At 66.4% G+C, this 24,590-nt stretch carries 27 protein-coding genes; 10 read left to right on the plus strand and 17 right to left on the minus strand.

Going from position 1 to position 24,590, the window contains the following annotated elements; all coding sequences use genetic code 11:
- Positions 1-33: 33 nt before the first annotated feature.
- A complete protein-coding gene (croR, locus tag ACYQR9_RS17085; protein WP_056425543.1) occupies positions 34-513 on the minus strand; it encodes a 3-hydroxybutyryl-CoA dehydratase in 480 nt (159 codons plus the stop codon).
- Positions 514-692: 179 nt separating this feature from the next.
- Between croR and ACYQR9_RS17090 the strand changes: the two genes are divergently transcribed.
- The 3 genes from ACYQR9_RS17090 (at position 693) to ACYQR9_RS17100 (ending at position 2,558) form a co-directional block, all read left to right on the plus strand.
- On the plus strand, positions 693-1,304 hold the full coding sequence (locus ACYQR9_RS17090; RefSeq protein WP_461223423.1) for a cation transporter: 612 nt from the start codon (positions 693-695) through the stop codon (positions 1,302-1,304).
- Positions 1,305-1,368: 64 nt separating this feature from the next.
- On the plus strand, positions 1,369-2,220 hold the full coding sequence (locus ACYQR9_RS17095) for a metallophosphoesterase (RefSeq protein ID WP_461227501.1): 852 nt from the start codon (positions 1,369-1,371) through the stop codon (positions 2,218-2,220).
- 116 nt (positions 2,221-2,336) lie between these two features.
- A complete protein-coding gene (locus ACYQR9_RS17100; protein WP_056425532.1) occupies positions 2,337-2,558 on the plus strand; it encodes a hypothetical protein in 222 nt (73 codons plus the stop codon).
- 3 nt (positions 2,559-2,561) lie between these two features.
- Here ACYQR9_RS17100 and ACYQR9_RS17105 read toward each other — a convergent pair whose 3' ends face one another.
- Complete coding sequence (locus ACYQR9_RS17105) at positions 2,562-2,939, minus strand: 4a-hydroxytetrahydrobiopterin dehydratase (protein WP_207411184.1); 378 nt, start codon at positions 2,937-2,939, stop codon at positions 2,562-2,564.
- Positions 2,940-3,253: 314 nt separating this feature from the next.
- On the opposite strand from ACYQR9_RS17105, the gene ACYQR9_RS17110 reads away from it, so the two are divergent.
- The 7 genes from ACYQR9_RS17110 to ACYQR9_RS17140 all read left to right on the plus strand — a co-directional run bounded on the left by ACYQR9_RS17110 (position 3,254) and on the right by ACYQR9_RS17140 (position 10,472).
- Positions 3,254-4,234, plus strand: a complete 981-nt coding sequence (locus ACYQR9_RS17110) for an ABC transporter substrate-binding protein (protein ID WP_311274602.1) — start codon at positions 3,254-3,256, stop codon at positions 4,232-4,234.
- A gap of 58 nt (positions 4,235-4,292) precedes the next feature.
- The gene (locus tag ACYQR9_RS17115) at positions 4,293-5,030 is read left to right on the plus strand and encodes an ABC transporter permease (RefSeq protein WP_461229828.1); all 738 of its coding nucleotides are present in this window, start codon (positions 4,293-4,295) and stop codon (positions 5,028-5,030) included.
- Positions 5,011-5,760, plus strand: a complete 750-nt coding sequence (locus tag ACYQR9_RS17120) for an ABC transporter ATP-binding protein (RefSeq protein ID WP_461223420.1) — start codon at positions 5,011-5,013, stop codon at positions 5,758-5,760. Before ACYQR9_RS17115 ends, ACYQR9_RS17120 begins: the two co-directional genes overlap by 20 nt.
- Before the next feature lie 704 nt (positions 5,761-6,464).
- Complete coding sequence (gene xoxF1, locus ACYQR9_RS17125) at positions 6,465-8,267, plus strand: lanthanide-dependent methanol dehydrogenase XoxF1 (protein ID WP_419952660.1); 1,803 nt, start codon at positions 6,465-6,467, stop codon at positions 8,265-8,267.
- A gap of 134 nt (positions 8,268-8,401) precedes the next feature.
- On the plus strand, positions 8,402-9,010 hold the full coding sequence (locus ACYQR9_RS17130; protein WP_056424425.1) for a c-type cytochrome, methanol metabolism-related: 609 nt from the start codon (positions 8,402-8,404) through the stop codon (positions 9,008-9,010).
- Positions 9,010-9,864 carry a rare earth element methanol dehydrogenase accessory protein XoxJ gene (gene xoxJ, locus ACYQR9_RS17135; RefSeq protein WP_461227502.1) on the plus strand — a complete coding sequence of 285 codons (855 nt, stop codon included), beginning with the start codon at positions 9,010-9,012 and terminating at the stop codon, positions 9,862-9,864. The genes ACYQR9_RS17130 and xoxJ overlap by 1 nt, the downstream gene beginning before the upstream one ends.
- Positions 9,865-9,926: 62 nt before the next feature.
- A complete protein-coding gene (locus ACYQR9_RS17140) occupies positions 9,927-10,472 on the plus strand; it encodes a L,D-transpeptidase family protein (RefSeq protein WP_461227503.1) in 546 nt (181 codons plus the stop codon).
- 11 nt (positions 10,473-10,483) lie between these two features.
- On the opposite strand, the gene folK is transcribed toward ACYQR9_RS17140, so the two are convergent.
- The 15 genes from folK to ACYQR9_RS17215 form a co-directional block, all read right to left on the minus strand.
- Positions 10,484-10,957, minus strand: a complete 474-nt coding sequence (folK, locus tag ACYQR9_RS17145; RefSeq protein WP_311275146.1) for a 2-amino-4-hydroxy-6-hydroxymethyldihydropteridine diphosphokinase — start codon at positions 10,955-10,957, stop codon at positions 10,484-10,486.
- The gene (folB, locus tag ACYQR9_RS17150) at positions 10,954-11,331 is read right to left on the minus strand and encodes a dihydroneopterin aldolase (RefSeq protein ID WP_056256306.1); all 378 of its coding nucleotides are present in this window, start codon (positions 11,329-11,331) and stop codon (positions 10,954-10,956) included. Before folB ends, folK begins: the two co-directional genes overlap by 4 nt.
- Positions 11,328-12,164 (minus strand): dihydropteroate synthase, encoded by an 837-nt coding sequence (gene folP / locus ACYQR9_RS17155; RefSeq protein WP_461227504.1) that lies wholly within the window; start codon positions 12,162-12,164, stop codon positions 11,328-11,330. Before folP ends, folB begins: the two co-directional genes overlap by 4 nt.
- 214 nt (positions 12,165-12,378) lie before the next feature.
- Complete coding sequence (locus ACYQR9_RS17160; RefSeq protein ID WP_056424410.1) at positions 12,379-12,747, minus strand: hypothetical protein; 369 nt, start codon at positions 12,745-12,747, stop codon at positions 12,379-12,381.
- Positions 12,728-13,441 (minus strand): hypothetical protein, encoded by a 714-nt coding sequence (locus ACYQR9_RS17165; protein WP_461227505.1) that lies wholly within the window; start codon positions 13,439-13,441, stop codon positions 12,728-12,730. Before ACYQR9_RS17165 ends, ACYQR9_RS17160 begins: the two co-directional genes overlap by 20 nt.
- Positions 13,438-14,595, minus strand: coding sequence for a pyrroloquinoline quinone biosynthesis protein PqqE (pqqE, locus tag ACYQR9_RS17170; protein ID WP_461223414.1), 1,158 nt, complete (start codon positions 14,593-14,595; stop codon positions 13,438-13,440). Before pqqE ends, ACYQR9_RS17165 begins: the two co-directional genes overlap by 4 nt.
- Complete coding sequence (pqqC, locus tag ACYQR9_RS17175) at positions 14,592-15,668, minus strand: pyrroloquinoline-quinone synthase PqqC (RefSeq protein WP_311275149.1); 1,077 nt, start codon at positions 15,666-15,668, stop codon at positions 14,592-14,594. Before pqqC ends, pqqE begins: the two co-directional genes overlap by 4 nt.
- Positions 15,669-15,816: 148 nt before the next feature.
- On the minus strand, positions 15,817-16,716 hold the full coding sequence (pqqB, locus tag ACYQR9_RS17180) for a pyrroloquinoline quinone biosynthesis protein PqqB (RefSeq protein ID WP_056424402.1): 900 nt from the start codon (positions 16,714-16,716) through the stop codon (positions 15,817-15,819).
- Between the two features lie 44 nt (positions 16,717-16,760).
- Positions 16,761-16,850, minus strand: a complete 90-nt coding sequence (gene pqqA / locus ACYQR9_RS17185; protein ID WP_018043604.1) for a pyrroloquinoline quinone precursor peptide PqqA — start codon at positions 16,848-16,850, stop codon at positions 16,761-16,763.
- Positions 16,851-17,029: 179 nt separating this feature from the next.
- A complete protein-coding gene (locus ACYQR9_RS17190; RefSeq protein ID WP_056424399.1) occupies positions 17,030-17,734 on the minus strand; it encodes a response regulator transcription factor in 705 nt (234 codons plus the stop codon).
- Complete coding sequence (locus ACYQR9_RS17195; RefSeq protein ID WP_461227506.1) at positions 17,731-19,344, minus strand: sensor histidine kinase; 1,614 nt, start codon at positions 19,342-19,344, stop codon at positions 17,731-17,733. Before ACYQR9_RS17195 ends, ACYQR9_RS17190 begins: the two co-directional genes overlap by 4 nt.
- A gap of 92 nt (positions 19,345-19,436) precedes the next feature.
- A complete protein-coding gene (locus ACYQR9_RS17200) occupies positions 19,437-19,643 on the minus strand; it encodes a hypothetical protein (RefSeq protein ID WP_056424393.1) in 207 nt (68 codons plus the stop codon).
- 220 nt (positions 19,644-19,863) lie between these two features.
- On the minus strand, positions 19,864-22,632 hold the full coding sequence (gene topA / locus ACYQR9_RS17205) for a type I DNA topoisomerase (RefSeq protein ID WP_207413122.1): 2,769 nt from the start codon (positions 22,630-22,632) through the stop codon (positions 19,864-19,866).
- A 210-nt stretch (positions 22,633-22,842) separates the two neighbouring features.
- A complete protein-coding gene (locus ACYQR9_RS17210) occupies positions 22,843-23,676 on the minus strand; it encodes a molybdopterin-binding protein (RefSeq protein WP_461227507.1) in 834 nt (277 codons plus the stop codon).
- Positions 23,673-24,578 carry a cytochrome b/b6 domain-containing protein gene (locus ACYQR9_RS17215; RefSeq protein ID WP_461227508.1) on the minus strand — a complete coding sequence of 302 codons (906 nt, stop codon included), beginning with the start codon at positions 24,576-24,578 and terminating at the stop codon, positions 23,673-23,675. The genes ACYQR9_RS17210 and ACYQR9_RS17215 overlap by 4 nt, the downstream gene beginning before the upstream one ends.
- Positions 24,579-24,590: the final 12 nt, after the last annotated feature.

Genomic DNA, 24,590 nt, shown 5'->3' on the forward strand with positions numbered 1-24,590 from the left:
CTCTTCCCGCATGCGGAAAGAGGGGTATGCGCGCTACGCGTTCGCGGGGCGGCCGCCCATGCGGATGGCGAGCGGGTCGGCCTCCTCCTTGGTCGGGACCTTCACCAGGGCCTCTCCGTCGAGGACGACTTCACCCGCCACCGAGCAGGTGCATTTGAGCCGGGCGCGGCGGCGCTCGGGGACGAGCTCAGCCACTTCCACCGTCACCTGGACGGTGTCGCCGATGCGGACCGGCGCGCGAAAGTTCAGGGTCTGGCTGATGTAGATGGCGCCGGGGCCGGGCAGGCGGGTGCCGAGCACGGCCGAGATCAGCCCGGCCGTATACAGGCCGTGGGCGATGCGGGTGCCGAAAGGCGTGCGGGCCGCGAAGTGCTCGGACAGGTGGATCGGGTTGCGATCGCCGGTGATCTCGGCGAAGCCCACCACGTCGGAGGAGGCGATGACCTTGTTCAAGGTTTCGGACAATCCGACCTCGAGATCCTCGAAATACAGGACGCGCAGCTCTGGCATCATCGGTCGGTCTCCCCCCGTCTCACGTCGTACTCACGGGACTTGGCCCCGCATCCGACGTGTCGCGTCGCACAAGCGCTGCTGCAAATCCAGCGCAAGCACGCCGAAAATCGCGGCTCGACAGGCCTGTCGTCGTCGGTCCAAGAGGCAAAGACTTTTTCGAGAGCCGATCCTGAGAGCCGATGACCGACGCATCCACCCCGGCAGGTCACGCCACCCTGCGCCCGGTCGTCCTGCGGGTGGCGGGACTGAACCTCGCCTATTTCAGCATCGAGATCGCCGTGGCTTTGGCGATCGGCTCCCTCGCGCTCATCGCCGACAGCCTGGATTTCCTGGAGGATGCGGCGCTCAACCTGCTGATCTTCGCCGGGATCGGCTGGAGCCTGCGAAACCGGGCGCGGCTCGGCATGGCGCTGGCCGGCATCCTGCTGCTGCCAGCACTCGCCACCGCCTATGCCGCCTGGGAGAAGGTCTCCGACATGGCGCCCCCCGCGCCGCTGCCGCTCACCCTCGCCGGCCTCGGCGCCCTCGGCGTGAACCTCGTCTGCGCCATGATGCTGGCGCGTCACCGCGAGGGCGGGGGAAGCCTGACCCGGGCAGCCTATCTCTCGGCCCGCAACGATGCCTTTGCCAATCTCGCCATCATCGGCGCAGGCCTCGTCACGGCGCTCACCCTCTCGCCCTGGCCCGATCTCGTGGCGGCGGCCGGCATCGCCGTGCTCAACGCGGATTCGGCCGTGGACATCCTCAAGGCCGCCCGTGCCGAATGGCGCGCGGCGCATCCCGTCGCGTGAGAGCGTGCCCCGCCGCCCGGCCGCGCCGATGCCCGGCATCGCCAAGATGATGAGGTTCTGAAAGATGCGCCTGTTCCCGATCTCCGACCTGCATCTCGAGCGCCGGCGTCCGGAGACGATCGCGCGGCCGGCAGAAGCGTTCGACGTGCTGGTCTGTCCCGGCGATCTTTACGAGGGCCGGCCCGAACTCGGCCTCGCCGCCCTGCGACAGATCGCGCAGGGCCGTCCCATCGTGCTCGTGCCGGGCAACCACGAACATTATGCGCCGACGGGTGACCCGCGCACCGCGCCCGAACTGATCGCCGCCCTGGAGGCCGAGGTGGCGCGGATCAACACGTCGGGGGAGGGCGGTCCGGTCCACCTCCTCAACCACGGTGCCAGCGTCGTCCTCTATGGAATCCGCTTCGTCGGCACTACGCTCTGGAGTGACTGGTCGCTGGCCGGTCGCTGGCTCGACGAGACCGTCGCCGACCACCCGGCCGACCCCGTCGCCTTCGCCGCCGCGCGGATGACCGACCCGGTGACCGGTTCGCGAGAGTTTCGCGGGTCGATCCGCAAGGGTGACGGCACGGTCTGGTCGCCCGCCGATGCCATGGCGGCGCATCTGGCCCAGAAGGCCGAGCTGACCGGCGCCCTCGCCGTGCCGCATCCCGGCCCCACCGTGGTCGTCACCCACCATCCGGGCAGTCCACTGGCGGCCGACGCGTTCCGGACCACGCCCGGCGTGCCCTGGTGGGTGCCGGCCTTCTACGCCACCACCGCTCTCGACGATCTCCCCGAGGCGAGCCGGCCCGATCTCTGGGTCTCCGGCCATTTCCACTCCGGCCACGACCTGCGCGTCGGCCGTACCCGCTGGGTCGCCAACCCGGTGGAGGGGGCGACTTACTCGGCCGAGAGGTTCGTCGATCTGGGGTGAAGGGCAGGCCTCGACTCTCCGATCATCTTCGAGAGAGCGGGCTCACGCGAAACCGAAGCCCTCCGTCCGACGTAGAGGGCCGAGGGGCACGGCCCCGCCTCGCACCGGAGCCTGTCATGAACACCTTCATCGCCGTCGTGCTCGTCTGCGCCAACGCGATCCCGATCGAGGCCTGTTCGGACGACAAGGCGAGCGAGGTGCGCAAGGTCCGCGTTTCTAACGAACTCGGCTGCACCAACGGCTGGCAGGAGATCATCTCCCGTACGGATCTCAACGAGGAGATCGGTAAGACCGCCTATCTCAAGACCGAGTGCCGGAGAGTGAAGGAGGCGCGGTGAGCCCTACTTGTCGTACTTGATATAAGCGAAGCGCGCGTCGCCGGGCGTGCCCTCCAGGCCTTGGCCTTCCGTTCCGGGCTGCCAGCCCACGACCTCCTCGATCTTCTTCGCCAGGGCAAAATCCTTGTCGGTGATGCCCTTGGCGGCATGGTTCATCAGCCGCACTTCGACCCAGGCATAGGAAGCGGTGAGATCCGGATGGTGCCAGGCGGCCTCGGCGAGGTGTCCCACCGTGTTGATGACCATCAGCGTGCTCTTCCAGCTCGCTGTCTTGTAGGTCCGCCGGATCCAGCCATCCTCGTAGGTCCAGGCGGGCAGCTCGGCGCTCAAACGCTCTGCTATGGTAGCGTCGTCGATAACGTCTTCGCGTGATCCGGCCATGGCCTGCATTCCTGTTGGGTGAGGTGGATGTCATCCAGCGACTGGATGTCGTGATGGTACCGGAGGCATTCCGGGTCCGGACCCTGCCCCGAGCAGCGTAGTCCGGCAAGTTTTCCGGAGCTCGGGTTTTTCGGATTCTCTGCCCCCGGTCGTCCGAGCTCGTCACCTGCGGCCACTCGACCGTGGCGCGCGTCGGTGGACGACGGAGATGTGAGACCCTATTAAATATAAGGACCGCCGGGCAGTCTCAGTGATGAGGCCGTCGAACGGCAAAATCCGGGCTTTCAAAATCCGGTTCCAGGGAGACGATGCTCATGCTGTCACGGCGCGGATTGCTCGCGACGGCGGCGCTCTGGCCCATGGCCGGCGCGGTGGCGGCCGCATCGGCGAGCGTGCGCGTCGGCAGCCTGCCCTTCGGCACCGTGTCCTGGGAGGCCGCCATCATCAAGGCGCGCGGCCTCGACACGGCCAACGGCTTCACCCTCGACGTGGTCAAGCTCGCCGGCAACGACGCCGCCCGCATCGCCTTTCTCGGCGGTCAGGTCGACACCATCGTGGGGGACCTGCTCTGGGCCGCCCGCCTCGGCAACGAGGGCAGGGCGATGCGCTTTATCCCCTATTCCACCACCGAGGGATCGCTGATGGTGCCGCCCGGCAGTTCCATCGCAGGCCTCAAGGATCTCGTCGGGAAACGCCTCGGAATCGCCGGAGGGCCCCTCGACAAGAACTGGCTGCTGCTCAAGGCTCAGGCCAAGGATGCCGCCGGGATCGACCTCGAATCTCAGGCGCAGATCGCCTATGGCGCGCCGCCCCTCCTGGCCCTGAAGCTGGAACAGGGAGAACTCGACGCAGCCCTGCTCTACTGGACCTATTGCGCACGGCTCGAGCCCAAGGGGTTCCGTCGCATCATCGGCTCCGACGACATCATGCGCGCCTTCGGCGCCACCGGCTCCATCGCCCTCATCGGCTACCTGTTCGAAGGGAGCACGGTCTCGGGCAAGGGCGAGGCGATCGCCGGCTTCGCCCGCGCCTCGCGCACCGCCAAGGAGATGCTCGCCAACGACCCGTCCGCCTGGGAGGTGGTGCGACCGCTGATGTCGGCCGATGACGAGCCGACCTTCGAGGCCCTGAAGCGGGACTTCCTCGCCGGCATTCCGCGCCGGCCCATCGCCACCGAGCGCGGCGACGGTGAGCGCCTGTTCGGCGTTCTGTCCAAGCTCGGCGGCGAGCGCCTCGTCGGGGCGGGGACGACCCTGCCCCCCGGCCTGTATTTCGACGGGGCCGGAAACGGTTGAGCCGCTGCGGCCTCTCCGATCGGTACGGCGGACATTGATCCGGCCCGGCTCCAACGCCATGGGGGTGGCGACCCGGCTCGTCTCCGTCCTGCTGCTGCTGGCGGCTTGGCAGGCGGCGGCGAGCCTGGCGGGATCGCGGCTCCTGCCCGCACCGCTCGCGATCCTCGATTTCATCGTCAGTGAATCGGCCAGCGGCGACCTCTGGCGCAATGTCGGCATCACCCTAACGCGGGTGGGCGTCTCTTTCATGATCGCCATGGGGCTCGGCGTGCTCCTTGGGATCGCCCTCGGACGCTTCAAGGGCTTGAACCTCGCCCTCGACACACCGCTCCTCATTCTGCTCAACACGCCCGCCCTCGTCATCACCGTGCTGGCCTATATCTGGGTCGGCCTCAACGAAGGGGCCGCGGTACTGGCCGTGGTGCTCAACAAGCTGCCCAACGTGGCGGTGATCGTGCGGGAGGGCGCGCGGGGCCTCGATCCGGGGCTCGAGGAAATGGCGCAGACCTACCGGTTCGATCGCCGCACCTGGATCGCCCACGTCCTGGTGCCGCAACTGCAGCCGTTCGTCGTGGCCGCGGCCCGGTCCGGCCTGTCGCTGGCCTGGAAGATCGTGCTGGTGATCGAGCTGCTCGGGCGGCCGAACGGCGTCGGTTTCGCCATCAACTTCTACTTCGTTCAGAGCCTGAACGTGGCGGCCATCATCGGCTACAGCGTCGTCTTCATGAGTGTCATGATCGCCATCGACATCCTCATCCTCCAGCGCCTCGAAGCGTATGTCCGGCGCTGGCGCTGAGATGGCGGACGCTCTCTCCGTCTCCATCCTCCGCAAAGTCTACGGCGCCGATGGGCCGGAGCCGGTGGAGGCGGTGCGCGACCTCTCCTTCACCATCCGCCGCTCGGAGATCGCCTGCCTCATCGGCCCCTCCGGGGCGGGCAAGACCACCACCCTGCGCATCCTGCTCGGCCTCGACGACGCATACGAGGGCGCGGTGACTCCCGATCCGCGCGAGGCGGGGATCGCCATGGTCTTCCAGGAGCCTCGCCTCCTCCCCTGGCGCAGCGTCGAGCAGAACGTCCGCCTCGGCCTGCCCCGCCCGGAGCGGGGGCGTGATCTCGACGGCCTGTTCGAATCCCTCGGGCTGACGCCGTGGCGCGGCCGCTATCCGGGAAAGCTCTCCCTGGGCATGGCACGTCGCGTGGCCCTCGCCCGCGCTTTGGCCCTACGTCCCCGAATCCTGGTGCTCGACGAGCCCTTCGTGTCCCTGGACGACAGGGCCGCCGCGTCCCTGCGGGAGATCGTGGTGGAGACGGTGGGGCGCGAGGGGATGAGCGTGCTCATGGTCACCCATAACGTCGCGGAGGCGATCGAGATCGCCGACCGGCTCCTGCTCGTCTCCGCGCGCCCTGCCAGCCTGCTCGCCGACGTGACCCTCGACCGGCCACGCAACAGACGCGACCGGGCATGGTCGGAGGCCATGCGCGAGGATTTGGCGAATCGCTTTCCGGGCGTCATCGCCGCTTGAACAGCGTTTACCGTCCTGCATGAGGCGCAAGATATCGCCGACGCAACATTATGCACATGCGCACAAGACGTAAGGCGCATGCGCGGCGCGCTACGTACTCATGCGGCGAGACAACGCAGCGTCCGATCAAATGGCGCCCAATCGATGTTTCCGCACATGCCGGGGGTACTCGATCTATTTTGCAAGCAAGCAAAATAATGCTTATTCCGAGTGGTGAAACTTGCCCTTCCGTGGGACGAAGCGGTCGTTTCCACCAGTGTTCTCTGCTGGAACAGAGAGAATCTGGCATGCCAGGCCGAGCTCATGCATGGAGTGCATAAGAAGCACCTGAGTCTTACAAATGCTTTTGTCTTTGAACTTGGCGATTTTGCAACGCAGCATTTCCTTGTGCAGGTGCATGGAATGCCTGCCGGGGAAGACATTCGTTCACCAGGACTTGATGCAGACCATGCTCAAGCTTGCTCAATCGAGTTGACGCCGCCGAGATTTTTCTTAGAGTTCATTCAAGCTTCGGTTCGGAGGGGCGCCGCAAAGGGGTAGCGGCGACCGGGAGAGCAGGTGGTGGTTGAGGCGAAAGTTTCGCGGAAACAACCGCTTAGGAGACTCTATCGAAGTGAACTATCCCTGTCGCAAATAACAGGTCGCGCAAACGGAAGCAGGTCGAACTGCTCTCCAGTTGTGTCAAAGACTTGTCGGAGGAATGCATGAGAGCGGTCCATCTTCTCGCACTCGGCGCTGGTCTGGTGGCTTCGGCCCCCGCCTTCGCCAACGACGACGTCCTGAAGCGCTCGGCCGATCCGGCCCAGCAGGTTCTGCAGACGGTCGATTACGCCAATACGCGCTATTCGAAGCTCGACCAGATCAATGCCAGCAACGTGAAGCAGTTGCAGGTGGCCTGGACGTTCTCGACCGGTGTCCTGCGCGGCCACGAAGGCTCGCCGCTCGTCATCGGCAACATGATGTACGTGCACACCCCCTTCCCGAACATCGTCTACGCCCTCGACCTCGACAAGGACGGCGTGATCGTCTGGAAGTACGAGCCCAAGCAGGACCCGAGCGTCATCCCGGTGATGTGCTGTGACACGGTCAACCGTGGTCTCGCCTATGCCGACGGCGCGATCATCCTGCACCAGGCCGACACCACCGTCGTCTCGCTCGACGCCAAGTCCGGCAAGGTGAACTGGTCCGTCGTCAACGGCGACCCGAAGAAGGGTGAGACCAACACCGCGACGGTTCTGCCGGTCAAGGACAAGATCATCGTCGGCATCTCCGGCGGCGAGTTCGGCGTGAACTGCCACGTCACCGCCTACGACTCGAAGTCGGGCAAGAAGGTGTGGCGCGGCTACTCGCAGGGCCCCGATGCCGACATGATCATGGACCCGGAGAAGACGACGTCTCTCGGCAAGCCGGTCGGCAAGGATTCCTCGCTGAAGACCTGGGAAGGCGATCAGTGGAAGACGGGCGGCGGCTGCACCTGGGGCTGGTTCTCCTACGATCCCAAGCTCGACCTGATGTACTACGGCTCGGGCAACCCCTCGACCTGGAACCCCAAGCAGCGTCCGGGCGACAACAAGTGGTCGATGACCATCTGGGCACGTAACCCCGACACGGGTGCGGCCAAGTGGGTCTACCAGATGACCCCGCACGACGAGTGGGATTACGACGGCATCAACGAGATGATCCTCACGGATCAGAAGATCGACGGTAAGGATCGTCCGCTCCTCACCCACTTCGATCGTAACGGCTTCGGCTACACCCTCGATCGCGCCACCGGCGAGCTCCTGGTCGCCGAGAAGTTCGATCCGGTGGTGAACTGGGCTTCCAAGGTCGACATGGACAAGGGCTCCAAGACCTACGGTCGCCCCCTGGTCCAGGCCAAGTACTCCACCGAGCAGAACGGCGAAGATACCAACTCGAAGGGTATCTGCCCCGCGGCCCTCGGCACCAAGGACCAGCAGCCTGCTGCGTTCTCGCCGAAGACCAACCTGTTCTACGTGCCCACCAACCACGTCTGCATGGACTACGAGCCGTTCCGGGTCTCCTACACCCCGGGTCAGCCCTATGTCGGCGCGACGCTGGCCATGTACCCGGCCCCCAACAGCCACGGCGGCATGGGTAACTTCATCGCCTGGGACGGCGTCGCTGGTAAGATCAAGTGGTCGAACCAGGAGCAGTTCTCGGTGTGGTCGGGCGCCCTCGCCACCGCTGGCGACATCGTGTTCTACGGTACCCTCGAGGGTTACCTGAAGGCCGTTGACTCCAAGACCGGCAAGGAACTCTACAAGTTCAAGACCCCGTCGGGCATCATCGGTAACGTGATGACCTACCAGCACAAGGGCAAGCAGTTCGTCGGCATCCTGTCGGGTGTCGGTGGCTGGGCCGGCATCGGCCTCGCGGCCGGCCTGACCGACCCGAACGCCGGTCTCGGCGCGGTGGGTGGTTACGCTGCCCTCTCGAACTACACCAACCTCGGTGGTCAGCTGACCGTCTTCTCGCTGCCGAACTAATCGGTCGCACGAAGCCTGAGACAATAGGGTGCCGGCGCGGGTTTCCGCGCCGGCACCTTTATGATTAGATCGTTATTAAGAACACTTCGAACGTCGGTCGAACGGGCCGACGGTTGCTCCTGGGAGAAACGTCGTTGCAGTATCAAAGCAAAGCCGCCATCCGTCCGCTCGTGGCCGCCCTCGTTTTCGCATTCGCTTCCGCCGGCGCCGTTCAGGCCCAGGATGCCAAGCCCGCCGCTGATCCTGCCGTTGCGAACCAGCTCGATCCGAATGCTCCTGAAAAGGACGCCAAGCTGATCGACAAGTATCAGGCGGTGAAGGTCGAAGACGGCAAGTATTCCGACGGGGATGGCGCCCCGACCTACCACATCACCAACGACGGCAAGAAGTTCGACTGGTACGCCTATTCCGGCTACCGCCGCTACCATGCCGAGTGCCACGTCTGCCACGGCCCCGACGCCATGGGTTCGACCTACGCGCCCGCCCTCAAGGACTCGCTGAAGCGCCTGTCTTATGAGGAGTTCGTCGGCATCATCGCCGGTGGCAAGCAGGACATCAGCTCGAGCGGCACCAATGTGATGCCCGCCTTCGGCGATAACAAGAACGTGATGTGCTACGCCGACGACCTCTACGTCTACCTGAAGGCCCGCGCCTCCGGTGCCATGCCGCGCGTGCGTCCGACCGACAAGGAAGACAAGCCGGAAGCGGCCAAGAAGGCCGAGAAGGAGTGCCTGGGCGGCTAATGGCACGCTTTGGCTCCTTCACCACGACGGTTTGCGCGCTCCTGCTGATTTCGGCAGGGGCGCGTCCCACGTTGGCGCAGTCGCTTCCCGACCTCGTCACCACGGATGTCCTGCGCGTCTGCGGCGACCCGGGCAACATGCCGTTCTCCGAACGCAAGGAGAACGGATTTGAGAATAAGATCGCGGCGATCCTCGCCGACGAGCTCAAGGTCAAGCTCCGCTATTACTGGCTGACGCAGGGGCCCGGATTCGTTCGCAATACGCTCGGGACCGGGTTGTGCGACCTGATCATCGGCTCGGCTGCCGGCGGTGAGCTGGTCCAGCACACCAATCCCTACTACCGCTCCAGTTATGCCCTGGTCGTCCGCAGCGGCGAGTTCGACGACGTGACCCGGCTCGACGATCCGAAGCTCAAGGGCAAGTCCATCGGTGTCATCGGGGGGACGCCACCCGTGAACCGGATGGGTGAGCTCGGCTTGATCGCTTCGATGAAGGCCTACGCTCCCTACCAGCTCGATCCTTCGCGCAAGTACCAGACGGTCTCTGCCGAGGTCATCGGTGATCTCGCTGAGAAGACAATCGACGCCGCGATCCTGTGGGGGCCGGCCGCGGGTTGGCTCGCCAAGCAGAGCGGTGTCGCCATGAAGGTCGTGCCGCTGCTGCAGGAGCCTGATCGTCCTGCACTCACCTTCCGCATCGCCATGGGCGTGCGGATGGAGGAGAACGATTGGAAGCGCAGCCTCAACACGATCCTGCGCAAGCGCAGGGCCGATATCGAGAAGGTTCTGCGCGACTACGACGTCCCGTTGCTGGAGGACGAAGGCAACAAGCTGCTCGAACCGGCCGCGCCCTGACAGGTCGTCAGGACTCGCGGGGTTTGGTATGAGCCCCCCAGGTTCGAGCGGAGAGAGTGGCAATGCGACGATGGCGGATCGGCCTTGCGGTCGGAGCTCTCTTCGCCTTGGGTGCGGTGGGGATCGTCGCGGTCGATCACGCCCAGATCGGCCGCGTCGCACCCGAGCTCGTCGCCGAGCCTGACCGGGCCGACCGTGTTCTCGTCGAGAAGTCGGCCCGCCGCCTGACTCTTCTGCGTGAGGGCCGCGTTCTGGCGACCTATCCCGTCTCTCTCGGATTCTCTCCCATCGGTCACAAGCAGCGGGAGGGCGACGGGCGCACACCTGAGGGGCTGTATTCCATCGCCTACCGCAACCCGCTCAGCGTCGCCCATCTTTCCCTGAAAGTGTCCTATCCGAACGAGGCCGATACGCTGGCCGCCCATGACGGCGGCTACGAGCCGGGCGGCGACATTATGATCCACGGGATCATGAACGGCTTCTCCTGGCTCGGCCGGCTCCATCGGCTGAAGGACTGGACCAGCGGCTGCGTCGGCGTGGCCAATGACGAGATGGCGGCCATCTACGCGCGGGTGGATGTGGGAACGCCCGTCGAACTGCGTCCGTGAGTGGGCGGATCTCAGTCCCGCACGATACCGGTGGTGTCGAGCTTCGACAGGGCTTGGCTCACGGTCTCCGGCCCGATGACCAGATCCGGCGCGATTTCGGCGAGCGGAACGAGGACAAAGGCGCGCTCCCGCACGAAACGATGCGGTAGGACGAGACGCTCGTCGGAGATCGCCGCCCCCTCATACGAGAGCACATCGATATCGATGACGCGTGGCCCCCAGCGCCGCTCGCGCACGCGACCCATGGCGGTCTCGATGGTGAGACCTGTCTCCAGCAGGTCGTGGGGAGTCAGGTCGGTCTCGACGGCGATGGCCGCGTTGAGGAACCAGTCCTGATCGGTATCGCCCCAGGGGGGGGTGCGGTAATCGCTTGACCGTGCCGTGAGACGGATGCCCGGGCTGGCTTCGAGCCGCCGGATCGCCTCGGCGATGGTCGCGGCCTTGTCGCCGATATTGCTGCCGAGGCCGAGATAGGCGGCACTCATCGCGGGAGTCCGGCCCGGCTGCGCAGGATCGAGATGGCGACGCCGTCGATCACCGCGGGTACCGGCGCGCTCGGCTTGTCGACGCGCACGACGATGCTGTCCACGCCCTCGAACCGCTCGAGGATCTCGGCGGCGATGGCCTCGGCCAGAGCTTCGATGAGGGCGAAGCGCCGGGTGGTGGCGATGCGCACGACGATCTCGGTGAGGTCGGCATAGCTCACGGTCTTTGCCACATCGTCCGACAGACCGGCCGGCCGCAGGTCGATCCGGCAGTCGAGGGAAATGTAGAAACGCTGGCCTATCCGCGCTTCCTCTTCGAGAAGGCCGTGATAGGCGAAGACGGCGATGCGTTCGACCAGGATGCGGTCGGTCATGAGGCTGTCCGCATCACGGCGTCGACCACGCGAAGGGCGTCGACATGGGGCGCCACGTCGTGGACGCGGACGATGTCGGCCCCCAGCGTGGCGGCGAGGACATGGCTCGAGAGCGAGCCGAACAGGCGATCCACCGGCTTCGTCTCGGCATCGTGCAGGCGCCCGAGCATCGACTTGCGCGAGACGCCGACGAGGACGGGAAAGCCCAGCGCCTTGATCTCGGGCAGGCGCCGCAGGGCTTCGAGATGCTGGGCCCAGCTCTTGCCGAAACCGATCCCCGGATCGAGTACGATGTCCCTATCCGAGATGCCGGCGCGGCGGGCGATGTCGAGGGATCGCTCGAAGAAGCGCAGCATGTCGGCGATGATGTCGATCGCGGGATCGATGGTCTCGCGATTGTGCATCACCATGACGGGCGCGCCATGGGCAGCTGCCACGCGGGCGATGTCGGGCTCGCGCTGCAGGCCCCAGACATCGTTGACGATGCGCGCACCGGCCGCCAGCGCCACGTCGGCGGTGGAAGCCTTGTAGGTGTCCACCGAGATGGGGACCGCAAGGCGCGGGGCGAGATCGCGGATGACGGGCAGGATGCGGGCCTGCTCCTCCTCGGCCGACACGGGCGTATGGCCCGGCCGCGTCGATTCTCCGCCGATATCGACGAGGGCCGCCCCTTCCGCCACGAGCGCGCCAGCCTGGGAGCGTGCCGCCTCGACACCCTCGAAACGTCCGCCATCGGAGAAGGAGTCCGGGGTGACGTTGAGGATGCCCATGACGAGCACGCGCTCTCCGAGACCGGGCAGAAGGGTTTTCAGGATCGGAGGAGAAGACGTCACGGGAGCTCTTCGACGAGGGATCGATCTCTATGCTGTAGACCAGGATGGTCCCATTCTTCCACCTCATCCTGAGGTGCCCGAAGCAAAGCGAAGGCCTCGAAGGAGGCCTCCAGGTCGCGTCGTGAGCATTGGAGGGCGCCTTCGAGGCCACTTCGCGGAGCCACAGGATGAGGTGGGTGGATAGGAGCGCCGTATCTGGGGTGGATCCCGCCGGTCACACTCCGCCGCGATAGCAGCGGATCTCGGCTTCGGCCTGGGCACGGCGAAGATCCGCGACCTTGTCGTCGAATACCTTGGTCGATTTGAATTCGTTCGAGCGGGCGCCGATGCCCTGGCGCATGGACAGGACCGTGCTCGCCTGGACGTATTTGTCATAGGTCAGGATCGACGCGAGGGCGTCGATGGAGCAGGAGCAGCGAGAGAGCGCTTCCCGCGATTGTCCGTTGGCCGCCATGCAGCCGAACACGTAATCGGCCCGTGCCTCGGTGGGGTAGTCGTTCTCGCTCTCCACGGCCTGGGCCGGTGCGGCGGCGACGCCGAGCGCGAGAGCGATAAGACCGCCTTTAGCCAGCATTCGGATCATAAGTCAGGTTCTCCTGGAGAAGCTCGCCGCCATCCTTGGACTTCGACTGCGCTTCGATGGAGAGCAGCTCGCCGGGTACGGCAGACGACGTCACGAAGGTGTATTTCAGGTTCTCGAGGCCGCGCATGCGGTCCTTCATCTTGTCGTCGATGAAGGGCTGCACCTCAACGCGCCAGGCATCAACTGTCTGTCCCTTCACGGTGGCCGTCGTCGCGGTCACCGTCGCGCTGTCGCGCAGGGCCTTGCGGATCCCGTTCTTGATGTAGCGTGGGTTGGCCGAGAGCACCTTGGCGAGGTCGATGAGGTGATGTTCCAGAAAAAGGGTCATCACCGGGTTGCCGGGCATGTCGTTGAACGGGCCGGCGGGGAAGCGGTTCGCGCCCGAAAACATCTGTACGCGGATCGTCCGGTTTTCCGGCGCCGCACCGGGCTCGATGGTGAGCTTGATCTGGTCGTCCATGGTCGGGCCGAACGGACCCTTGGAGATGCCGCTGCGCCGGAGATAGGCGTAGGTGAGGGTCGAGCCCGGCGGCACGTTCTTCATCTGCGGCTCTTCGAAGAGCAGGTCCGAGGCGTTGGGCGGGGTGGCGGTGTTGGCCTTGGTGACAGCGGGCGCTTCGGCCGGGGGCGTGCCCTGCGCCAGGGCGGGCAGGCCGGCAAACGAAAGAGCGAACGCGACGAGAACGGGCTTCACAGGGGAGCATCCTCTTTCAGGGGCGGCGGCGCAACACGGTCCACGTTGCTGCCGATCGTCCGGTAGACATAGTCGGGCGGTGTCTCGGCCGCCTCTTCCTTGGCGAGTTCCCGCACCTTCGAATGGAGGGGGGAGAGCGAGCAGGCTGGGTCGGTGGCGGCGGCATCGCCGGCCAGAGCCAGCGCCTGACAGCGGCAGCCGCCCCAATCCTTCTCACGCCGGTCACAGGAGCGGCACGGCTCCTTCATCCAATCCGTCCCGCGATAGGCGGTGAAGGCCGGGGAATTCGCCCAGATATCGGCGAGCGAATGGTCGGACACGTACCAGAATTCGAGATGCTTGATGGTCTCGGCGGCGTGGCAGGGGAGCACCTTGCCAGCGGGCGTGACGTTCATCAGCTTGCGGCCCCAGCCGCCGGCGCAGGCCTTGGGGTACTTCGCGTAATAATCGGGCACGACCAGATCGATGACGAGCTGGCCCTTCAGCCGCTCGCGCGCCGCCTCGACGATACGGATCGACTGATCGACCTGGGCCTTGTCCGGCATCAGAGCGGCGCGGTTCACATAGGCCCAGCCGTAATACTGGGTGTGGGCGACCTCCAGGCGCTTGGCGCCGAGCTTGACGGCCAGGTCGATGAAGCCCTCGACCTCGTGGATGTTGCCACGGTGGATCACGGAATTCAGCGTCAGCGGAAGGCCGAGCTGCGTCACGCGTTCGGCAAAGGCGAATTTCTGCGGCTGAGCGTTCTTCAGGCCGCCGATTTTCTCCGCGTTGGCCGCGTCGACGCCTTGCACCGACAGCTGCACATGGTCGAGGCCCGCGTCGTAGAGGGCGTCGAGCTTGGCCAGGGCACCGCCGACGCCCGACGTGATGAGATTGGAATACAGGCCCAGCTTGGCGCAGGTCTGGGTGATCTCGACGATGTCGCTGCGGGCCGTGGGCTCGCCGCCGGAGAGGTGGACATGCAGCACGCCGAGAGCCGCCGCCTCCGTCAGCACGCGCTGCCATGTCGCCGTGTCGAGCTCGCCCGAGCGCCGGTCGAGTTCGAGCGGGTTCGAGCAATAGGGACAGCGCAGGGGACAGCGATGGGTCAGCTCCGCGAGGAGCCCGACCGGAGCCGGCAGGGAAGGGGTATTCGGCGTGATGGCGTTCATCGCTCCAGAACCCGTTTCGTGGCGAGGTCGTTGAGCATGGCCAGGACGTCGACCTCGATCACGTCCGGGTCGGCGGTGAAGGTCTCGGCGAGCTTCACCGCAATGTCTCGCACGCTGCGCTGCCCATCCACGAGGGACAGGACCGCCACGGCATTGGCGTCGAGGTCGAAGGTGCGCTCGGGGGCCAGCAGTACGTGCTGGCCGCGGACCTCATCGTGGCGCAGGCGGACGCCGCGAGGCAGACGAGGCACGTCGCCCGACCGGACCGTGCCGGTGCCGGCCGCCTGCGCCACCTCGGGCACGAGGCCGGTGCCGGGCGTCCAGGCATCCGGCGGGGTCATGCCCGGAGCCACATAGGAGAAGTAGAGCGCGTCGAGCTGCGTCCAGAGCACGTTGCACTTGAAGGTCAGCGCGGCCATGGCCTGACGCTGCAGTTCGGGCGTCGTGGCGTGCTGCTTGACGTAGTCGATGGCGAATTCCGCATCGCGGGGGGCCTGGGTCAGGCGCTTGTCGAAATAGGCCAGCGTGTCCTTGGTGATGAAATCGTAGTTCTTCAGCATCCCGGCCACGCGCTCGGAGATGATCGTCGGCGAGAACATCTCGGTGAGCGACGAGGCGATGGCCTCCAGCAGCGAGCGCTCCTTCACGAAATGCACGTAGGCATCCACCGAGAAGCGCGTCGCCGACAGGATTCCTTGCGTCGATTCCACGTAGTCGCGACGGAAGCCGACGCCCTCGGCCAGCTTGAGCCAGCGCTCGATGCCGCCATCGCCGGGTGCGTCGCCATCATGATCGACGATGCGCTGGCGCCAGACGCGGCGCAGGCTCGCATCCTCCATGCGGGCGAGCACGGCGGCGTCCTTCACCGGGATCATGGCCTGGTAATAGTAGCGGTTGAGGGCCCAGGCCCGGACCTGGTCCTTGTTCAGCTTGCCGTCGTGAAGCAGGCGGTGGAACGGATGCAGGTTGTGATAACGCCTCGCGCCGATGTCTCGAAGCGCCGCTTCGAGTTCTTCGGGGCTGAGCAGGCGCTGGGACTCGTCGGTCTTGGGCGTGGGGAAAGGCGCGGTCATGGCGTAGCTCGGCGTTTCGACGAAGGGCGGCGAGGAGAACTTTTCTTATAGATGGCGCCGATTTCCGTGAAGGCCACGGACATGGACCGCACAATCCCATTGGACACAATATAAGGTGGCGGCATTAAAATGCCAGCCGGGCGCCGATCTAGAGCGCCAGGGTCAGCCCGTCATGGGCGACGGTCCAGCCTTCCGCCTCCACCGATCGGCGTTCGTCCGATTCTTCCACCAGCACCGGATTGGTGTTGTTGATGTGAACGAAGACCCGGCGACCGATTTCCACATCGGCGAGCGCGGCGATCGATCCGCCCTGTCCCGTCATCGGCACGTGGCCCATGCGCCATCCGGTCTTCACGCCGACCCCGGCGCGGATCATGTCGTCGTCGAGCAGCACGGTCCCGTCGAACAGAAGCGCGTCGACACCCGATATGCGTCGCTTCAGCCCGTCCGTGACGCGGGCGCAGCCGGGAATATAGGCGAGGCGACGCCCACCGGACTCGATCATCGCACCTACGGTGGTCTCGGTCTCTGCGCCGATCTCCATGGTCTCGTCCTCGAGCCAGAGCGGCACCTTTCCCGGCACCGAGAACAGTGTGACGGTCAGGCCGGGAACCGGCTCGAAGGCATGGTCGAGGGCAATCTTCTCGCGCGACACCACGTCGGCGGCCATCACGTCGAAGACCCGGTTGGCGTTGACCGAATCGAGGATGCCGGAGGTGGCGTAGAGCGTATAGGGCTGGCCTTCGCGCAGGGTGAGCAGCCCCGCCACGTGGTCGACATCGCCATTCGTCAGAAGCACGGCATGGATCGGCGAATGGCGCAGGCCTTCGCGCGGATGCATGGCCGGATTGTCGAAGAGTTGCTGCCGGATGTCCGGCGAGGCGTTCACCAGGAGCCAGCGCTCGCCATCGGGCGACACGGCGATGCTCGACTGGGTTCGAGGGCGCACCTTCGAGGAATCCTCGCGGGCGAGCGAGCAGATGGGGCAGCGGCAATTCCACTGGGGAAGGCCGCCGCCCGCGGCCGAGCCGAGGATCACGACATGCATGGCTGAACCGGCGCTGCCTCGATCCTCAAGCACGACATGATGTCTTAGTTGAAGGTGTCGATCTCAGCCGACTCGTAGCTGGTGACTTCCATGCCGACACAGATCTCGGAAACGACGGGGGCAGCCCAGGTCATGGTGTTTCTCCTAGATGGTTTCTTGAACGTCAGCAGCGTCCAGATCTCGCTTAAGAAGATCCTAAGACACTGACGGCGCAGTCATTTCTGTCGCGGGAGCTATATCGACAATTCCGCCGGACTCTTCAAGCGATAAATTGCCGGATCGTCCCGGAACAGGCCGAGAAAGCGCATCGTGCTCAGTGGCGGAAATCCTGGCCCCGCAGGTCGAGCATGAAGCCCCGGCCCCGCACGGTAACGATGACCGGCCCGCCGAACCGCACGAAATCGGACAGCTTGGTACGTAGGTAACCCACGTAGACATCGACGACATTCAGCGACAGGCCGCCCTGGCCCGCCCATAATTTGTCGAAGATGTCGCCGCGCGACACCGGCTGGTTGGCCTTGTCCATGAGGAGAGCGAGGAGCTCCGCCTCGCGCGGCGTAAGGCGCGCCGTCGCATCCCCGAGGGAGACCTGACGAATGTTGAGATCGAGGACGAGCTTGCCTGCGGTGACGATGGTGCGCGGCTGGTCCGATTCCTTGCGGCGCAGGAGATGCGTCTGCAGCCGGGCGAGGAGTTCGTCGAAGACGAAGGGCTTGACGATGTAGTCGTCGGCCCCGAGCGCCAATCCTTCCGCCCGGTCACGGACCTCGTCGCGCGCCGAGAGGAACAGGATCGGGCCGGGATAGCCGCCTTCGCGCAGGGAGCGGCAGACATCGTGCCCGGACCCGTCTGGCAGGGTGATGTCGAGGACGACGGCGCCGGGCGCCTCGTCACGGGCGGAGGTGAGGGCGTCGTCCACGCAACCGGCTACGCCCACGGAGAACCCTTCGGCCTCCAGGCCCCGCGCCAGCATGGCCCTGATGTCGCTGTCGTCCTCGACGATGAGCACTCGCGTCATGCGGCGCTGTCCTTCCGCTTCGTTTCCTGTCCGTCCCCGGGATCGAGGTCGAGGATGGGCAGGACGAGCGTCACGCGCGCGCCCTTCCCATCCTCGCCCGCACCGAGGCTGATCGCCCCATCATGGCGCTCCGTCACCCAGCGCGCCAGTGCCAAGCCGATGCCAAAGCCCGATTCCCCGGAATGGCCCTCCCGCCGGAAGCGCTCGAACAGATCCGCACCCGCCGCCGGGAAGCCCACGCCGTCATCCGTCACCGTGATCGTGGCGGAACGCGCCTCGTCGACGGTGAGTCCCACGACCACGCGCGTCAGGCCCGTCGCGTGCCGCAGGGCGTTGTCGATGAGGCTCTCCACCACCTGTCGCAGCCATTCCCTGTCCGCCAGGAGCGTGACGTCGCGGCGGCCCGGTTCGAGGGTCAGGGTCACCCGTCGGCGCGCCGCCTCAGAGGCCGCGCTGTCCACCGCATCGGTGAGGATGGCCACGGCGCTGGTGGCGCGCCGGTCGAGCTCGATCTGGCCGGATTCGGAGCGTGCGACCCGCAGGAGATCCTCGACGCGGCGCTGCAGGCGGAGTGCCCGCTTGCGGATGGTGGCGAAGACCGGCGCGTAATCGACCCCCGGCCTGCCGGCCGAGCGGGCGGCGATGTCGCATTCGCCGAGGATGACCGTGAGCGGCGTGCGCAGCTCATGGCTCACATCGGCGAAGAAGCGCCGGCGCGAACGGTCCACCGCCTCCAGACGCTCGTTGGCCGCCCGCAGGTCGGTGGTCCTCGCCTCCACCGTATCCTCGAGGGCAGCGCGGTCGGCGGCGAGCCGCCCCTCGCGCCGGGCGAGGCGTGCGGCCATGCGGTTGAAGTTCGCCACCAGCAGGCCGAGCTCGTCCCGCGTCGCCACCGACAGCCGCGTATCGAGCTCGCCGCGCCCGACGGCGCCCGCCGCCCGCCGCACCGCTTCGATCCGTGCCAGGGTCGGCCGGGTCACCGCCCGGTACAGGACGAAGACGAGGGCCAGCGCCAGGACGACGGCGGCAAGCGACGCGATCCGCAGGGTCGAGGACAGGTGGCGCGCCTCGTCCGAACCCGCGATCATCGAGCGGCGCTCGACCTCGATGAGAAACGAGAGCGGCTGGCCGGTCATGGCCCCGAATCCGTTCAGCGCGCCGCGAATGGTGTTGCGCCGCTGCTCTTCTTCCGACTGGCGCAGGACCTGGGAGACCTGCCGGTCGAGGATGGCCCGGGCAGAACGGAGCTGAGCGAGGGGACGCGTGCGCGCCGCATATTGCATCCGGTCGAGGGGATCGTCGCTGACGGCGATGCTCTTGCCGAGAGCCTCGTCGACGGCCACCAATGCCCGGTCGACATTGGCCCGGGCGATGGCGAGCCCTTCCGGCTGTGCATCGGGATTGCTCACCGCCTCCAGGGCCGCGAGCCCGTACTGGGTCATTCGCCCGGACAGTTCCACCAGCAATTCGAGCCGGCCCTGTGCCGCGAGCGTCCGATCAATGGTGCGTTCGGCGGCGCCGATGGAGCCCAGCACCCCCAATGCCGCCAGGACGACCAGAAGCGCTGCGCCCCCGAGCAGCAGCGCGAACCTCACCTTCAGAGAGCGCATCGCTTATGGCCGCCCGTGTCTCGCCGTTCCCCGGAGGGTGAGCGATAGCGCAATCCGCCAGGGCGTCCAGACCCATCACGGATGGGACCGGGTCACAGGTCTTTTGGCAGGCTCTCCCGCGCTGCGCAGCGCCACCGCGTCACGTGCCATTCGGGGTGGCTCTCCTGCCAGGTGGCGAGCGCGCTCTGAGCGGTGCGCAGGCAGATGAACGGGTTCGTCGCCTCGTAGGACAGGGAGATCCTGTCCTCCTTGCACTGGGAGGGCTGTGCCGCGAGGCAGATGGAGAGCAGGATCAGCATGGGGCGAAAGCCTCGAGCCGCGAATGACAATCCGGCAATGGTCCGCCAGACCGGCGGGCGGACGCAAGAGCGGATGAGGGCGTTCGCACGCGTAGGGTTGTCGCGGACGACAGGACCGTCGGGAGCATCCCCCCTCTCGCCGAGTGCGGAGAGAGAGAGGGGGGATGCGCACCGTCGTTGCGTCGGTCTCGCCCCCGGAGAGGAGAGGCGAGCCGATGGATCAGGCCTTCTTGCGCGTGGCCGGCTTCTTCGCCGTGGTGGTTTTGGCAGCACTCGTCTTTGCTACCGTCGCCGTGCTTTTCGCGGCCGTCCCGGCCGGTTCCTTGGCCGCCGTCGCCTTGGTCGCCGCCTTCTTGGCGGGAGCCTTCGCCGTCCCCGCCTTGGTCGTGGTCTTGGCTGCCGTCTTGGTCGCGGTCTTGCGGGCCGGAGCCTTCTTCTTGCTGCCGCCCGCCGCTTCGCGGGCGGCGATCAGTTCGAGCGCCTGGGGCAGGGCGATGTCCTCGGCGGCCATGGTCTTGGGCAGGGTCGCGTTGGTGGTGCCGTCGGTAACGTAGGGGCCGTACTTGCCCGATTTCACCACGATGGCCTTGCCCGTCTCGGGATGCGCCCCGAGGGAGCGGCCGGGATCGGAGGCGGGACCCCGACGACCGCCACCCTGCTCTTTGGCAACGATGAGATCGATGGCGCGGTTGGCGCCGATCTCCAGCACGTCGTCGTCGCGGCCGAGATTGGCGTACATTTTTCCGTGCTGGACGTAAGGTCCGAACCGCCCGAGATTGGCCAGGATCGGCTCACCGGTCTCGGGGTGCTTGGCGACTTCGCGGGGGAGGGAGAGCAGGCGCAGGGCCTTCTCCAGATCCACCGCGGAGGGGCTGAGCCCCTTGGGCAGAGAGGAGCGCTTCGGCTTCTCCGCGCCCTTCTCCGTCGACGCCTCGCCGAGCTGTACGAAGGGGCCGAAGCGGCCATCGCGCAAAGTTACCGGCAGGCCGCTGACGGGATCGTTGCCAAGCACGCGGGTGCCCGGCTGACCGCCGTTCTCGGACGAGCCATCGCCCTCGCCCTCGACGCCGGAGGCGGCGAGCTGGCGGGTGTACTTGCACTCCGGGTAGTTCGAACAGCCGACGAAGGCGCCGAACTTGCCGAGCTTGAGCGACAGCTGGCCTGAGCCGCAGGTCGGGCAGGTGCGCGGGTTCGAGCCGTCCGCCTTTTCGGGGAAGATATGCGCCCCGAGGAGATCGTTCAGCGCGTCCAGCACCTCGGTGACGCGGAGCTCCTTGGTTCCGGAGATCGCGGCCGAGAAATCCCGCCAGAAGTCTCGTAGCACTTCACGCCAGTCGATCTCGGCATTCGAGACCCGGTCGAGCTGGGTCTCGAGGTCGGCGGTGAAATCGTACTCGACATAGCGCTTGAAGAAGCTCTCGAGGAAGCCGGTGACGAGGCGGCCCTTGTCCTCGGCGACCAAGCGCTTCTTCTCGATCTTCACGTATTCGCGGTCGCGCAGGGTCTGCAGCACGGCGGCGTAGGTCGAGGGCCGGCCGATGCCGAGTTCCTCCATGCGCTTGACGAGGCTGGCCTCGGAATAGCGCGGCGGCGGCTCGGTGAAGTGCTGAGTCGAGACGATGCGCTCGCGCTTCAGCGCGTCGCCCGCCTTCATCGGCGGCAGGCGCTTGCCGTCCTCGTCCTCCTCGTCGTCCTTGCCCTCCTGGTAGAGGGTCAGGAAGCCGTCGAACTTCACCACCTGACCGGTGGCCCGCAGCTCGATCCTGCGCGGGCCGACGGAGGCTACGATGTCCACCGTGGTGCGTTCGAGCTCGGCCGATTCCATCTGGCTGGCCACCGTGCGGGTCCAGATCAACTCGTAGAGCTTGGCCTGTTCGGCATCCACGTAGCGGGCTACCGACTTCGGTAGCCGGCTCATGTCGGTGGGACGTACGGCCTCGTGGGCCTCCTGGGCGTTCTTCGCCTTGGCGCTGTAGCGGCGCGGCGCGGTGGGGAGGTAGCGCTCGCCGTATTCCTTGCCGATGACGCGACGGGCATCGGCGATGGCCTCCGGCGCCATGTCGACGCCGTCGGTCCGCATGTAGGTGATGAGACCCACCGTCTCGCCGCCGATCTCGACACCCTCGTAAAGCTTCTGCGCGGCGCGCATGGTCTGGGCGGGAGCGAGGCCGAGCTTGCGCGAGGCCTCCTGCTGGAGTGTCGAGGTGGTGAAGGGCGGGGCGGGGTGGCGCTTGGCGGGCTTCGCCTCCACGCTGCCGACCTCGAACGTGGCGAGTTCGAGGTCGCGCTTGAACGCGGCGGCGTCCTCGCCGTTGCCGACGTCGAGACGCTGGATGCGCTTGCCGTCGGCACCGACGAGACGCGCCTCGAACACCGCACCCTCCTGGGTCACCAGGGTCGCGACCAGAGACCAGTATTCGCGGGGCTTGAACGTCTCGATTTCACGCTCGCGCTCGCAGACGAGGCGCAGGGCCACGGACTGGACGCGGCCGGCTGAGCGGGCACCCGGCAGCTTGCGCCAGAGGACCGGCGAGAGGTTGAAGCCGACGAGATAATCCAGCGCCCGGCGCGCCAGATAGGCGTCGACCAAGGCCTGGTCGATCTGGCGCGGGTTGCGCATGGCGGTGTCCACCGCCGCCTTGGTGATGGCGTTGAAGGTCACGCGCTCGATCGGCATGCCCTTGATCGCCTTGCGGGCGTTCAGAGCCTCGACGACGTGCCATGAGATGGCCTCGCCCTCGCGATCCGGATCGGTGGCGAGGATCAGGCCGTCGGCACCTTTCAGCGCCCTGACGATCTCCGAAACGCGCTTCGAACCGCGGTCGTCGAGCTCCCACAGCATGCGGAAATCCGCCTCCGGGTCGACGGAGCCGTCTTTCGCCGGAAGGTCGCGGATATGGCCGAACGAGGCGAGCACCTCGTAGTCGCGGCCGAGATATTTGTTGATCGTCTTGGCCTTGGCCGGCGACTCGACGACGACGACTTTCATGTGCGGATCAGCCTCTCGTCAGCGCCCGAGCTGCCGCCGGGGCTCGCAGCCGGCGGGGTTCACACCCGTCGGGACTCACAAATTGTGTGCAAGACGTAAAACATGGCCTGGCACCATGGCCGGCCCGGCGCTTGGCGGGGGACAAGTGGGTCAAGGGCGCGGGGTTGTCAAATCGGAAGGAGCCCGGGCCTTTGCAAGATCCGGTACCTGTCAGATCCCCGCATACCATTCGTAGCCGCGATCCTCCCAATAACCGCCCTGGCCGTCTCCGATCCCGGACAGGCTGTCCACGACCTCGATCCGCATGACGTATTTGGCGTGTTTGTAGCCGAGCTGGCGCTCGACCCGCAGGCGCAGGGGCGCGCCGTTCGAGACGGGCAGGGCCTTGCCGTTCATGTCGTAGGCCAGGATCGTCTGTGGGTGAAAGGCGTCGGTGAGGTCGATGCTCTCGTAGTACCGGATCGGACGACCGTTCGGACCGCCATCGCCGGCCTCTATCTCCGCCACGTCCCCACCCTCGAGACCGCCACCGGCCATCTCCATCGTGTCTGCGCAATGGAACACGACGTAGCGCGCATTCGGCTTCAGCCTCGCCCGGGTCAGGACTTCGCCGAGCGGGACGCCCGTCCACTTGCCGATGGCGCTCCATCCCTCGACGCAATCGTGCCGGGTGATCTGGGTCCGCGAGGGCAGGGCGCGCAAGTCGGCGAGGGACAGGTCCTGCGGTTGTTCGACGAGGCCGTCGATTTTCAGCCCGAAGGTCGCGAACCCGGCCTTGGCCAGGGTCTTGTAGTCGTCGTCCGGAGGGTCGATCGTCCCGTTCGGCTTGAACCAGGGCGAGATGTCACCTTCGTAGAACTCGTGGGCGAGGGAGGTCGGCGTCAGCAGGAGACGCTGCACGAACAGGTTGGCATCCTCCCCGAGCTTCAGCGTGCGCCGTCCCCAACCGGTGCCGGCGATGCGGTCGCAGCCGCCGAGGAAGGCGGAACCCAGCAGGCCGGCCGCGCCGTTGAGGAAGCCGCGACGGTTGGGAGCGCGCGTCATCGGCCCTTCCTCGAATCGGAGGTCTTGCCCGGGTAGGAAGTCTTGCCCGGATCGGAGGTCTTGGTCGTCTCGATCACGAACCAGCCGGTGACCATGCCGCGCAGGTTGTTCCAGGCCCCCGAGACCAGCACCAGCGCCACATGGACGAGGGTGAAGAGCACCAGCAGGTTCGTGACGATGAAATGGACGGTCCGTGCCGATTGCCGGCCGCCGAACAGGGCGGGCAGGGGCAGCACGGCGTTGAAACCCGGCGACATGGCGAGGCCCGTGAGCAGCATCAGCGGCAGGAGGAGGACGATGACGACGAAATAGCTCAGTTTCTGCAGCGTGTTGTAGCGCCGGGCCTCGTCGCCTTTCGGGAAGGTCAGGGTGAGGTGCTCGCGGACCGAGCCGCCGAAATTCCGCAACTGGTCTCTCTGAGGCACGATCCGGCGGCGCAACTGGCCGCTCTCGAGGCCGTAGATGAGATAGATCAGCCCGTTGATCACGAAAGCCCAGGCGAACAGGAAGTGCCAGCGGCGCCCGGTGGCGAGGTCCTGCTGCGCCGGCAGGGTGATCCAGGCGGGGAAGGCCCGGCCCGTGGCCTGTCCCTGCACGGTGGAGAGGCCGAGCCAGCCGGTCGTGTCGATTGCGTGATCGCCGATCCTGACGATCCCCCGCGCCGCGCCCTCCGCCGTCTCGTCGTTCGTGATGGCGAGGAGCGGCGCGTCGAAGGTCGAGGCCGAGCCCCAGTACAAAGCCGGATGGGCGTTGAAGATCTGCAGCCCGCTCATCAGCAGCACGGCGAGGCAGACGAGGTTGATCCAGTGCGCGGCCCGGATCACCGCGGGGTGGCGGAAGACCCAGCGGCGTTGGATCGTCTCGATCCGCTCGTCGGGCCGTCTCGTCGTGCTGGCTGCCAAGGGGCGGACTCC

Source organism: Methylobacterium sp. CM6241, assembly GCF_054817845.1.

Excerpts from the sequence above, each read along its gene's own strand:
- croR (WP_056425543.1), bottom strand. The coding sequence starts at position 513 with ATGATGCCAGAGCTGCGCGTCCTGTATTTCGAGGATCTCGAGGTCGGA.
- ACYQR9_RS17090 (WP_461223423.1), top strand. The coding sequence starts at position 693 with ATGACCGACGCATCCACCCCGGCAGGTCACGCCACCCTGCGCCCGGTC.
- ACYQR9_RS17095 (WP_461227501.1), top strand. The coding sequence starts at position 1,369 with ATGCGCCTGTTCCCGATCTCCGACCTGCATCTCGAGCGCCGGCGTCCG.
- ACYQR9_RS17100 (WP_056425532.1), top strand. The coding sequence starts at position 2,337 with ATGAACACCTTCATCGCCGTCGTGCTCGTCTGCGCCAACGCGATCCCG.
- ACYQR9_RS17105 (WP_207411184.1), bottom strand. The coding sequence starts at position 2,939 with ATGGCCGGATCACGCGAAGACGTTATCGACGACGCTACCATAGCAGAG.
- ACYQR9_RS17110 (WP_311274602.1), top strand. The coding sequence starts at position 3,254 with ATGCTGTCACGGCGCGGATTGCTCGCGACGGCGGCGCTCTGGCCCATG.
- ACYQR9_RS17115 (WP_461229828.1), top strand. The coding sequence starts at position 4,293 with ATGGGGGTGGCGACCCGGCTCGTCTCCGTCCTGCTGCTGCTGGCGGCT.
- ACYQR9_RS17120 (WP_461223420.1), top strand. The coding sequence starts at position 5,011 with ATGTCCGGCGCTGGCGCTGAGATGGCGGACGCTCTCTCCGTCTCCATC.
- xoxF1 (WP_419952660.1), top strand. The coding sequence starts at position 6,465 with ATGAGAGCGGTCCATCTTCTCGCACTCGGCGCTGGTCTGGTGGCTTCG.
- xoxJ (WP_461227502.1), top strand. The coding sequence starts at position 9,010 with ATGGCACGCTTTGGCTCCTTCACCACGACGGTTTGCGCGCTCCTGCTG.
- ACYQR9_RS17140 (WP_461227503.1), top strand. The coding sequence starts at position 9,927 with ATGCGACGATGGCGGATCGGCCTTGCGGTCGGAGCTCTCTTCGCCTTG.
- folK (WP_311275146.1), bottom strand. The coding sequence starts at position 10,957 with ATGAGTGCCGCCTATCTCGGCCTCGGCAGCAATATCGGCGACAAGGCC.
- folB (WP_056256306.1), bottom strand. The coding sequence starts at position 11,331 with ATGACCGACCGCATCCTGGTCGAACGCATCGCCGTCTTCGCCTATCAC.
- ACYQR9_RS17160 (WP_056424410.1), bottom strand. The coding sequence starts at position 12,747 with ATGATCCGAATGCTGGCTAAAGGCGGTCTTATCGCTCTCGCGCTCGGC.
- pqqE (WP_461223414.1), bottom strand. The coding sequence starts at position 14,595 with ATGAACGCCATCACGCCGAATACCCCTTCCCTGCCGGCTCCGGTCGGG.
- pqqC (WP_311275149.1), bottom strand. The coding sequence starts at position 15,668 with ATGACCGCGCCTTTCCCCACGCCCAAGACCGACGAGTCCCAGCGCCTG.
- pqqB (WP_056424402.1), bottom strand. The coding sequence starts at position 16,716 with ATGCATGTCGTGATCCTCGGCTCGGCCGCGGGCGGCGGCCTTCCCCAG.
- pqqA (WP_018043604.1), bottom strand. The coding sequence starts at position 16,850 with ATGACCTGGGCTGCCCCCGTCGTTTCCGAGATCTGTGTCGGCATGGAA.
- ACYQR9_RS17190 (WP_056424399.1), bottom strand. The coding sequence starts at position 17,734 with ATGACGCGAGTGCTCATCGTCGAGGACGACAGCGACATCAGGGCCATG.
- ACYQR9_RS17195 (WP_461227506.1), bottom strand. The coding sequence starts at position 19,344 with ATGCGCTCTCTGAAGGTGAGGTTCGCGCTGCTGCTCGGGGGCGCAGCG.
- ACYQR9_RS17200 (WP_056424393.1), bottom strand. The coding sequence starts at position 19,643 with ATGCTGATCCTGCTCTCCATCTGCCTCGCGGCACAGCCCTCCCAGTGC.
- topA (WP_207413122.1), bottom strand. The coding sequence starts at position 22,632 with ATGAAAGTCGTCGTCGTCGAGTCGCCGGCCAAGGCCAAGACGATCAAC.
- ACYQR9_RS17210 (WP_461227507.1), bottom strand. The coding sequence starts at position 23,676 with ATGACGCGCGCTCCCAACCGTCGCGGCTTCCTCAACGGCGCGGCCGGC.